Source organism: Kribbella sp. NPDC026596 (genome assembly GCF_040638415.1).
GTDB lineage: Bacteria > Actinomycetota > Actinomycetes > Propionibacteriales > Kribbellaceae > Kribbella.
Genome location: NZ_JBEZYF010000071.1, coordinates 34049 through 44119, shown reverse-complemented (window position 1 = coordinate 44119; position 10071 = coordinate 34049). Strand labels below are relative to the sequence as shown.

9 protein-coding genes are annotated in these 10071 nt (G+C 69.4%); 5 read left to right on the top strand and 4 right to left on the bottom strand.

Going from position 1 to position 10071, the window contains the following annotated elements:
* Positions 1-28 precede the first annotated feature (28 nt).
* From AB0E63_RS38190 to AB0E63_RS38175, 4 genes are all read right to left on the bottom strand, one after another.
* The gene (locus AB0E63_RS38190; protein ID WP_360377233.1) at positions 29-421 is read right to left on the bottom strand and encodes a VOC family protein; all 393 of its coding nucleotides are present in this window, start codon (positions 419-421) and stop codon (positions 29-31) included.
* Positions 422-448: 27 nt separating this feature from the next.
* The gene (locus tag AB0E63_RS38185; RefSeq protein WP_360377230.1) at positions 449-814 is read right to left on the bottom strand and encodes a VOC family protein; all 366 of its coding nucleotides are present in this window, start codon (positions 812-814) and stop codon (positions 449-451) included.
* A gap of 57 nt (positions 815-871) precedes the next feature.
* A complete protein-coding gene (locus tag AB0E63_RS38180; protein ID WP_360377227.1) occupies positions 872-3598 on the bottom strand; it encodes an AAA family ATPase in 2727 nt (908 codons plus the stop codon).
* A 113-nt stretch (positions 3599-3711) separates the two neighbouring features.
* A complete protein-coding gene (locus AB0E63_RS38175) occupies positions 3712-4968 on the bottom strand; it encodes an MFS transporter (RefSeq protein ID WP_360377224.1) in 1257 nt (418 codons plus the stop codon).
* Positions 4969-5169: 201 nt separating this feature from the next.
* Here AB0E63_RS38175 and AB0E63_RS38170 point away from each other — a divergent pair, with 201 nt between their 5' ends.
* The 5 genes from AB0E63_RS38170 to AB0E63_RS38150 all read left to right on the top strand — a co-directional run bounded on the left by AB0E63_RS38170 (position 5170) and on the right by AB0E63_RS38150 (position 10070).
* Positions 5170-5697 (top strand): hypothetical protein, encoded by a 528-nt coding sequence (locus AB0E63_RS38170; protein WP_360377221.1) that lies wholly within the window; start codon positions 5170-5172, stop codon positions 5695-5697.
* Between the two features lie 84 nt (positions 5698-5781).
* The gene (locus tag AB0E63_RS38165) at positions 5782-6252 is read left to right on the top strand and encodes a VOC family protein (RefSeq protein WP_360377218.1); all 471 of its coding nucleotides are present in this window, start codon (positions 5782-5784) and stop codon (positions 6250-6252) included.
* A gap of 2 nt (positions 6253-6254) precedes the next feature.
* On the top strand, positions 6255-6461 hold the full coding sequence (locus tag AB0E63_RS38160) for a hypothetical protein (protein WP_360377215.1): 207 nt from the start codon (positions 6255-6257) through the stop codon (positions 6459-6461).
* 170 nt (positions 6462-6631) lie between these two features.
* Positions 6632-7249 carry a sigma-70 family RNA polymerase sigma factor gene (locus AB0E63_RS38155; RefSeq protein ID WP_360377212.1) on the top strand — a complete coding sequence of 206 codons (618 nt, stop codon included), beginning with the start codon at positions 6632-6634 and terminating at the stop codon, positions 7247-7249.
* A 55-nt stretch (positions 7250-7304) separates the two neighbouring features.
* Positions 7305-10070, top strand: a complete 2766-nt coding sequence (locus tag AB0E63_RS38150; protein WP_360377209.1) for an AAA family ATPase — start codon at positions 7305-7307, stop codon at positions 10068-10070.
* The last annotated feature ends 1 nt before the right edge of the window (position 10071 follow it).

Below are 10071 nucleotides of genomic sequence, written 5' to 3'. Positions count from 1 at the left end.
GCACGATGCTCCGGCCGGCTCTTGTCTGTCAGGCCGGCTGCGAGACGAAGAGTTCGATCGCGATGTTGTCGGGATCCTTGAGGTTGAGATGCAGCCCGAACGGACTCCGTTCGATGTCCGAGCAGGTCACGCCCTCGGCGAGGAGGCGAACGTGCCAGGCTTCCAGCTCTGGCTGTGACGGGACGTGGAAGGCGAGATGGTCCAGCCCGATCCGGGCCGGATCGAAGCGTTCGTCTCTGGTTTCGGGATGGTCGCGGAGCGCGATCATGACCCCGGGCCGGGCGACGATGACGAGACGTCCGGTCTCGCCGTCGGACGAGAACACCGTCTCGGTGCCGAGCACACGGTTGTAGAAGCCGGCACTCCGCTCCGGATCAGTGACGGTCAGCGAAACATGCGACAACGCGTCGATCGCCGGCATCCCACCCCCCTTTGGCCACAGTAAGCCTCAGCTGGAAAGTACGTCCTCGACCAGCACCCACTTGTTGCCGTCAGGATCGCTGAAGGACACGCAATCCGATCCGGCGGGGAGGTAGCAGATCGGGCTCGGCACCGCGCCACGAGCCTGCAGTTCGGCGACGGTGGCCGAAAGATCGTGCACCCGCAGTACGCCGACAACCGACCCAGGCTCGGCCGAGTTGATGCCCGTGCCGATGATGATCGAGCACAGTGAGCCCGGCGGAGTCAGTTCAACGATCCGCACGTCGCCGGCTGTGTCGTCGCGATCCAGCCGGAATCCCAGGGCACGGTAGAAGTGCCGGCTCCGGTCGACATCGGATACGGGTACGACGATTGCCTCGAGTTTGCTGTCCACGAGGCCATGGTCTGCCGCGCCGTACGCCGTCGCGTCCGTGAAACACACTGGTGTACGTCAGGCAGAGCGGGCCAGCGCAGCGCGTAGCTGCCGACGGGACGTGATGCCGAGCTTGGAGTAGGTCTTGCGGAGGTGCCACTCCACGGTTCGGGGACTGATGTAGAGCTGGGCGGCGATTTCGATGTTGGTGAGGCCGTCGCGGGCCAGCCCGGCGATCTGTGCCTCTTGGGCGGTGAGGTCGTTGAGGGTGTCGGGGGTGCGTTTCCGGACGGTCTCGCCGGTGGCGAGCAGTTCGTGACGGGCGCGTTCGGCGAAGGCTTGGAGTCCCATCTCGTCGAGGTGGTCGTGGGCGGTGCGGAGGTGTTCGCGGGCGTCGACTCGACGTCCCTCGCGTCGCAGCCATTCGCCGTACAGCAGGTGCGCGCGGGCCTGTTCGATGCGCAGGTTGGTCCGGGCGAGATGCTCGATCGACTGGCGGTAGGCGTCTTCGTCGTCTCCGAGCAGTGCCCGGGCCCGGGCTTCGAGGCCGCGTCCCCAGTCGGTCGGGGTGGCCGTGGTGCGTTCGGTCAGCCAGGCGAGGGTGGTCTCGACGAGTTTGGTGTCGCCGGTCCTGGAGGCGGCCTCGGCCAGTTCGCCGACGGCCAGGACGCCGTAGCCGAGGACGTCTTGCTCGAACACCTGTAACGCGGCGTCCCGGGCGGCCTCGTAGCGGCCGAGCCCGTTGTGCAGGACGGCGTTCGCGTACGTCGCGAAGACCGCCATCCGGCCCTGTTCGTGTTCGGTCGCCTCGGCGGTGGCGGCGCGGATCAGTTCGGTCGCGGTGATCTCGTCGCCGCGGAACGCTTCGAGGAGCAGGCCGCCGTACCTGATCTGCGGGTTGCCCGTCGCTGCCGCGATGTCGCGATCTTCCTCGACCAGGTTGGCCACTGCCTTCAGATCACCGGTCAGGCAGACGAGGTTGGCGCGGAAGTTGAGGGCGAACTGCAGTTGCACAAGCGCGCCGGTTTCTCGCGCCATCCGGTCCTGCCGTAGGGCGAGTTCGAGAGCGGTCTCGAGGTCCCAGACCTCGATGGCGATGATGCCGCCGGCCCGGTTCCCGGCGAGCCAGAGCCAGTCTCCGATGTTGGCGGCGTCGACCTGGGCTTGGCGTGCCTGGTCGAGAGCCTTGAGGAGCTGCGGTGCGGCCGCTGCGTATCCACGGGTGAAGCGCAGCGCGAGTGCCTGGAGTAGCAGGTCGGCCGGCGGGTCCGAAGCGGCTGGGGGAGGCGCCTCGGATGCTGCGAACGCAAGAATTCCCGGCGCATCGGGACCGCTGGCCCAGATGGCGGCCGACATGGCCTCCAGATAGGTCACCCGGGCCTTGGCCTGGTCGTGCGGATCGAGCAGCTTGGCGGCGTTCAGCAGGGTGCGAGCGGCGTAGCGTGCGCGTCCTTGGTCGAAGGCGATCTCACCGCGCAGCTGCTCGACCTTCGCGGCCCGGAGCGCGTCAGGCGGGCCGGCGGCCACTCCGTTCAGGAGGTCCAGCGCCGCATCGAGGGCACCGGAACTGCGCTTCGCCGCCGCCGCGGCCAAGGTGCGGTCGGCCCTGCGGCCCGGCTCGGGTGTCAGCTCCGTGGAGCGCTCGAGGAACGCTGCGGCCGCGAAGAAGCCGCCGCGCTCCTGAGCCCGCTGCGCGGACTGTTCGAGCTCAGCCGCGACGTCCTCGTCGGGTCTCGAGGTTGCCTGGGCGCGGTGCCATGCGCGCCGGTCCGGATCGAGGTCGGGATCGGTCACGTCGGCGAGAGCCTGATGCACGGCCTGGCGATCTCGGGCGGTGGCCATCCGGTACGACGCCGACCGCACCAGCGGATGCAGGAACCTGATGTGCTGCCCGAAGGTGATCAAGCCTGACTCGATCGCTCCGGCCGCGGGGTCGGCTCCGAGCCCGAGTCGCTCGGCCGCGCGCCACAGCAGGGTGGCGTCACCGAGTGGTTCGGCCGCGGCGGTCAGCAGGAGCAGCCGGGTGTCGGCCGGGAGTGGCTCGAGCCGTCGTACGAAGCTGTCCTCGATGTGACCGGCCAACGTCCCGGTCTTCAAGCCGTCCGCGAGTTCCGCTGCGGTCCAGGCGCGGGGCAGTTCGAGCAAGGCGAGCGGGTTGCCATGCGTCTCGGCCACGATCCGGTCGCGGACTCGCGGGTCGACCGGACCCGGCAGCACGGAATCGAGGAGTGCTCGCGCGTCGGCGTCGTCCAGCCCTCGGATCTCGAGCTCGGTGAGTCCGGCCAGCTCGTGGACCTCGCCGTCGCGGACGGCGAAGACCATCACAATGGATTCCGCCTTCAACCGTCTGGCGACGAACGCAAGGATCCGCGCGGACATGAGATCCAGCCACTGTGCGTCGTCGACGACGCACAGTACCGGCTGCTTGGCGGCCGCGTCGGACAGGAGGTTGAGAACCGCGAGTCCGATCAGGAATCGATCCGGTGCGGGCCCGCTCAGCAGGCCGAACGCCGTACAGAGGGCATCGTGCTGGGGCCGCGCGAGCCGGTCGATCCGGTCCAGGAACGGCTGGCAGAGCTGGTGGAGTCCGGCGTAGGCGAGCTCCATCTCGGACTCGATCCCGGCGACGCGCGTGACCTGGCAACCGTCGAGACGGGCCACCATGGCCTCCAGCAGTGCCGACTTGCCGACTCCTGCCTCGCCGCGGAGTACCAGGGAATCGCTATGTCCCTGCCTGGCGGAGTCGATCAGCCGGTCCAGTACGGCGCGCTCCCGTGATCGGCCCCGCAGTTCACGATCCGCCATCGCCACCCCACCGTGATCCGGGCACCCCAACGGCCTACCAGCCCGGTTCTCATCGGCAGGCGCCACACAACGACCTCAGGCTTGCACCCTAGATCGCCTCGACGCAATTACGGTCAGGAGGAGGTCTTTGTGGAGAGGCGTAGCAGGAGTGGTGAGGCGAGCAGAATGCCGGCGGCTACGACGACGGCGAAGATGAGGAGGATGACCTTGAAGGTCACGTACTGCAGGGCGATCCCAGCGCCGACGACAGGGAGCGAGAGGCCGAGGTAACCCACGACGAAGAAGAGCGCCAACGCAGCGGCGCGGTCGTTGGCCGGCGCGGTCGTGAGGACCACCGACAGGGTGCTTCGGAAGATGCTGCCGCTTCCGACCCCGACCAGGGCCGCGCCGGTCAGGTACAGGGCCAGGCTCGGCGGGTGCACCCACGCCGCGGTCACGACCACTGCCAGCCCGACGATCAGCACGGGAATGCCGAGGGCGAGCAGGCGACGCACTGGCCAGGTCGCGGTCGTGACCTGAGTGAGCGCTCCGACGCCGAAGGCGATGAAGACGGTCACGCCGGCCAGCGCGGGCGACGAGCGATGCAGCGGCCCGGACAGGAACGCGGAGGCCAATCCCGCGAACACGCCGTAGACGGTGAAGACCAGGAAGTCACCGGTGAGAGCGGCACTGAACTGGGCCCGCGCAGTTCCAGGAATGGCCAGCCGTTGCGGGCGGTAGCGGTGCCGGGGTGTCGGCAGCGGTCTGACCTCGGGAGACCGCCAGGTGACGGCCAGTGCGAGCACCAACAGCGCCGCGAGGATGACGTAGATCAGCCGGGGAAGGCTGGGTACGTACGTCGCCAGCAGGCCGGCCGCCAGGGGGCCGACCGCCAGGCCGCCGACGTTCGCGACCGTGGACACGATCTGCGCTTTCCGCGTCGCGACACCATTCGGGCCTGAGTCCAGGTCTGTGAGGTAGGCACCGGCGGTGGCCGTGGCGGCCCCCAGGGCTAGACCCGTGAGCACGCGCCCCACGAGCAGGGCAGGAAGCGAGGTGGACGTCGCGAAGATCAGTGCAGCCACCAGACCGGTCAGCAGAGCGGGGATGAGTACGGTCCGTCGCCCGTACCAGTCCGACACGTGGCCGACGAGGAGCAGGCTTGCCACGATCCCGGCGGCGAAGACGGCGTACACGACGGCGACGGTGATCGACGACAGATGGTCCTGTCGTCGATAGAGGCCGTACAGCGGGCTCGGTGCGGTAGAGAACGCGGTCAGGATCGACATGCTCGCGGCGATCGCCCAGAACCCGGCGCCCCGGCTCAGTCGTCCGCGCCCGGTCTCCCCGATCACGGGTGCGTGCTCGATGTGGACAGTTGAAGTGGTCATGCAACCGATGCTCGCCGCCCACGACCCCGATCGCGCCCGCAGTCACCACGTGCCACACCACGGGCCTCGCGATCGGCACTCTTTGCTTCGGTCGTGATGCTCGCATCGCCCAAGAAGGCGATCCCGCGACCGGCTTCGGCCGCTTGAGCAGCCCGCCGGTACGGCGGGAGTGTGGTTGTAACCCAGATCGGAGGAGGACCAATGACCAACAACCCACATCTGGCGGTCGAGCGGATCACGCCGCAGTACTGGCGCGTCACCTTCGACCACGGCCCGATCAACACGATCACCGCCCAGACTGTCGAGGAACTGTCGCAGCTGGTGGGCGAGATCGAGCGTGACGCGGACCTCACCGTCGTCGTGTTCACGAGCAGCAACCGCGAGTTCTTCCTCGCGCACTACGACACCGAGGGGGATCCCGCCAGGACCGTCTCGATGCCACCTGGACCGACCGGGATGCATCCCTGGCTGGACCTGACGGCTCGCTTGAGCCGGGCGCCGTGTCGTACTCAATGGCCAGCTGGACGCCGAGACCGATCGCGTCGCGCGACGCGTCGCGTCGTTCGACAAGCTGGCGATCGCGGAGACCAAGGCGTTCGTCGACGCGACCACCCTGCCCGGCGACCACGAACTGCCGCCGGCCCTGAGCGCGTTCTTCGCCTCGTCGGCGCGTCCGGCAACGCAGGCCCGGCTGAAGGCCCTCGCCTCCCGCGGCCTCGGACAGGATAGCGAGCTCGAGCGCCGGCTCGGCGAGCTCATCGCTGTCGCCACGCAATGAACCACCCCATCCGACTCAACACGAAGGAGAAACCCATGAGCAACAACCAGTTCACCGTCCCGTCCCCGCCTGAAGGGCAGGACCTTGCGAAGACCCCGATGAGGTTCGAGGCCACGCCGATCCCGGTCACCGACTTCGACCGCGCGAAGGCCTTCTACCAACAGCTCGGATGGCGCCTCGACATCGACGTCCGGATCAGCGACAAGCTGCGCGCCGTTCAGTTCACCCCGCCCGGCTCGCCGGCTTCGATCCAGTTCGGCCCGGCCGGAGCGGCACCGCTGCAGCGCCTGATCGTGGTCGTCGAGGACATCGAAGCGGCGCGCGCCGAGCTCGTCCAGCGTGGCATCGACGTGAGCGAGATCTGGCACGGCGCGCTGGGGCAGCCGCCCGAGCCTGGCCGCGATCCGGAGGGCCGCTCCTACACGAGCCAGGCGTCCTTCACCGATCCCGACGAGAACCGCTGGGTCCTCCAGGAGGTCACCGAACGCATCCCAGGAAGGGTCTAGTCATGGACGTCGAGAGCCTGTCACAACTCCTCCACGAGACTGGCCTGCACCACGGCGCCTTCGAGGCCGTCGCACCACCACATGATTGGTGGGACTGGTACGCCGCCTACATGGTCGCCCGCGAAGACGGCAGCAATCCGGAGCAGGCCGCCGCATCTGCCAACCAGTACATGGCAGACGTCAAGCACATCGTCGTACCGACCGCCTGACGCCGCTCGCCCTACAAAGCCCAGGCCAGGTGGCCTGGGCTTTGTACTTCCGTAGCCAGGACGGATCACGTCGACCACGGGGTTGGCTACGGGTCTGCCAGGGCGCGATGGCGGCGCCGGCGACGGAACGTGAAGGGAGGACATTTCCAGCGTGCAGGAAGGCCGGAAGGGTGAAGGAAGAACGATCGGACCTCGACGAGGCACTGGCGACGTTCGTTGAGATGCGGCCGCGGCTGATGGCGATCGCGTACCGGCTGCTCGGCAGCAGGAGCGAGGCCGAGGACGTCGTCCAGGAGACTTGGCTGCGCTGGCAGAAGACGGACCGCACGGTCGTATCGAACCCGCAGGCTCTGCTGGCGACGATGACCACCCGGCTCGCGATCAACGTGCGCAACTCTGCCCGACGGCGGCACGAGACCCTGGTCGATCGCTGGGCCCCCGAGGCAGGCGATGCCGGCGACGACCCGGCGGCCCAGACCGAACGTCGCGAAGCAGTCGAGCAGGCAGTACGGCTGATGATGGCGAGACTGACTCCGAGTGAGCGTGCCGCCTACGTGCTCCGGGAGGCGTTCGGCTACCCGTACCGGCAGATCTCGGAGCGACTCCAGGTCGGAGTGGCCAACGCGAGGCAGCTGGTCACCCGCGCCCGCGCGCATCTCGCCGCCGAAGCACGTACGGTGGCGAACTCGGCCACCCACGAGCCCTTCTTGCACGCGTTCCTCAACGCCGCCCAGGCCGGCGAGTTCGCCGACCTGGACGAGGTCCTGGCCGCCGATCTGGCAGCCTGAGGGTCGTTGCCACCCCACTGCCCGCCGCTTAGGCTCGGCTATTGGGCGGTGGTCGATGGCGATCCAGCTGCAAGGCCGGCAACGCGAGTGCGAGACGCTCGATCGGCTCGTAGTCAGTCTTCGAGCCGGGCAGAGCGCTGCGCTCGTGCTCCGCGGCGAAGCCGGGATCGGGAAGACCGCCCTGCTGGACTATGTGCAGACGCACCCCGCCGCGAGCCGCGTCGTGCGAGCAGCCGGCGTCGAGTCCGAGCTGGAGCTGGCGTACGGCGGCCTGCACCAGTTGTGCTCCCAGCTGCGTCCGCGCCTCCCCACCCCCAGGTACGACGCCCTCGGCACCGCGTTCGGCTTGACTCCGGGTGATCCCCCCGACCGCTTCCTGGTCGGCGTCTCGATGCTGAACCTGCTGACCGAGGTCGCCGAGGACGAGCCGCTGATCTGCCTGATCGACGACGCTCAGTGGCTGGATCGGGAGTCCACTCAGACCCTCGCATTCGTGGCCCGCCGACTGCTGGCCGAGCGGGTTGCGCTCGTCTTCGCGGTCCGTCACCCGAGCGCCGCCGATGAGCTGTCTCGTCTGCCCGAACTCGTCGTCACGGGTCTGGACTTCAGCGATGCCCGCGCCCTGCTGGATCTGGCGCTCAGGGGTGTCATGGACGAGGGCGTCAGGGACCGCTTCGTGGCCGAGACGCGAGGCAATCCGCTGGCGCTGATGGAGTTGCCGCGCAGCCTGTCGGCCGGCCAACTGGCGGGTGGCTTCGGGCTCCCCGGCGTACCGGACGCGCGTGCGCTGACCAGCCGGATCGAGGAAGGCTTCCGGAGTCGCCTCCAGTCGCTGCCGCCCGAGGCTCAGCTGCTCCTGCTGACCGCCGCTGCCGAGCCGATCGGTGACGCCGCTCTGCTCTGGCGGGCTGCGGAGCGGCTGGGGATCGGTCCTGAGGCAGCCGCACCGGCGGAGTCCGCCGACCTGATCGACATCGGTGCCCGAGTACGGTTCCGACATCCGCTGATCCGGTCCGTGGTCTACCGCGACGCCTCGCAAGCGGACAGGCGCAGCGTGCACCGTGCCTTGGCCGAAGCCACTGACGCTGCGGTGGATCCTGATCGGCGAGCCTGGCACCGCGCCCACGCCGCCGTAGGGCTCGACGAGGCGGTGGCCGCCGAACTGGAGAGCGCCGCCGAGCGGGCCCGGGCGCGCGGTGGTCTGGCCGCCGCCGCTGCCTTTCTGGAGCGAGCCGCCGAGCTGACACCGGATCCGGTACGGCGCGCCGGGCGAGCGCTGGCCGCGGCCGGTACGAAGTTCCGGGCCGGCGAACCGGACGCCGCCTACGACCTGCTCGCCACCGCGGAGATCGGCCCGCTGGACGACCTCCAGAGCGCCCACCTCGCGCGGCTGCGCGCCCAGATCGTCTTCGCCCGCCGGCGCAGCAGCGATGCCGGACCCTTGCTCCTCGACGCGGCCAACCGGCTCGAGGACCTGGGCGACCCGTTGGCGCGGGAGACGTATCTGGAGTCGCTCAGTGCCGCCATCTTCGGCGGCCGGCTCGGCGACGTCGTGAAAGCGGCCGAGGCTGCGCGCGCGGCTCGTCCGGCCCCTGCGCCGGCCGGTCCGATGGACCTCCTCCTTGATGGGGTCGCCACGCGATTCACCGACGGGTACGCCGCCGCTGTAGAACCGCTGCGGAAGGCTCTGCACGCCCTCCGCGTGGACGCCACTCACGGTGCGGCCAGGCTCGAGCACTGGCTGTGGCTGGCCTGCCCGGCCGCGCCCGAACCGGTCGCGCCCGAGCTCTGGGACGACGACGCCTGGCATGACCTGTCCACCCGCGCGGTCGAGTTCGGTCGGAGGCTCGGAGCCCTCGGCGTCCTCCCGGTGGCACTGTCGTACCGGGCGGGCGTTCACGTGCACGCCGGCGAGTTCGCTGCGGCGGCTTCCCTGATCTCCGAGTCCGACTCCATCGCCGCAGCAACCGGCAGGGCGCCGCTGCGGTACTCCCGCCTGATGCTCGCCGCCTGGCGTGGCGAGGAGGGCGCGGCCAGGAAGACGATCGAGGCCGGCGTCAAGGACGCGACCGAGCGCGGCGAAGGCCGGGCGCTCGCGTTGGCCGAGCACGTGACCGCCGTGCTCTACAACGGTCTGTCCCGGTACGACGCCGCCCTCGACGCAGCCCGCCGAGCGTGCGAGCAGGCGGATCTCGGGTTCTTCGGTTGGTCCCTGGCCGAACTCGTCGAGGCGGCCGCGCGCAGCAACGCCGATGAGATAGCGGCCGAGGCACTGCAACAGCTCGAGCAACACGCGGGCCCAGCCGGGACCGACTGGGGCCTCGGGGTCCTGGCCCGGTCGAGGGCACTGCTGACCGAGGGGCCCGCGGCCGACGCCCTCTACCGAGAGGCGATCGAGCGGCTCGGCCGCACGCGAGTCGCCGTACACCTGGCCCGTGCCCACCTGGTGTACGGCGAATGGTTGCGCCGTGAGCAGCGTCGCCAGGATGCCCGGTTCCACCTGCGCGTCGCCTACGACAGCTTCGGCGACATGGGCGCGAAGGCGTTCACCGAGCGCGCTCGCCAAGAGCTCGTCGCGACCGGAGCGACAGCGCGGCGGCGGCAGGTGGAGACGCGTGACATGCTCACCGCGCAAGAAGCGCAGATCGCCCAGCTGGCTGCCGGCGGGCTCACGAACCCCGAGATCGGCAGCCAGCTGTTCCTCAGTCATCACACCGTGGAATGGCATCTCCGCAAGGTGTTCACCAAGCTGGCCGTCACGTCGCGCAAACAGCTCACCCCGACCCTGATCGACGCCGCGAGCCCGGTCTCGGCGGTCTGAC

Coding starts and splice junctions, on each gene's coding strand:
- AB0E63_RS38190 (WP_360377233.1), bottom strand. CDS start 421: ATGCCGGCGATCGACGCGTTGTCGCATGTTTCGCTGACCGTCACTGAT.
- AB0E63_RS38180 (WP_360377227.1), bottom strand. CDS start 3,598: ATGGCGGATCGTGAACTGCGGGGCCGATCACGGGAGCGCGCCGTACTG.
- AB0E63_RS38175 (WP_360377224.1), bottom strand. CDS start 4,968: ATGACCACTTCAACTGTCCACATCGAGCACGCACCCGTGATCGGGGAG.
- AB0E63_RS38170 (WP_360377221.1), top strand. CDS start 5,170: ATGACCAACAACCCACATCTGGCGGTCGAGCGGATCACGCCGCAGTAC.
- AB0E63_RS38165 (WP_360377218.1), top strand. CDS start 5,782: ATGAGCAACAACCAGTTCACCGTCCCGTCCCCGCCTGAAGGGCAGGAC.
- AB0E63_RS38160 (WP_360377215.1), top strand. CDS start 6,255: ATGGACGTCGAGAGCCTGTCACAACTCCTCCACGAGACTGGCCTGCAC.
- AB0E63_RS38150 (WP_360377209.1), top strand. CDS start 7,305: ATGGCGATCCAGCTGCAAGGCCGGCAACGCGAGTGCGAGACGCTCGAT.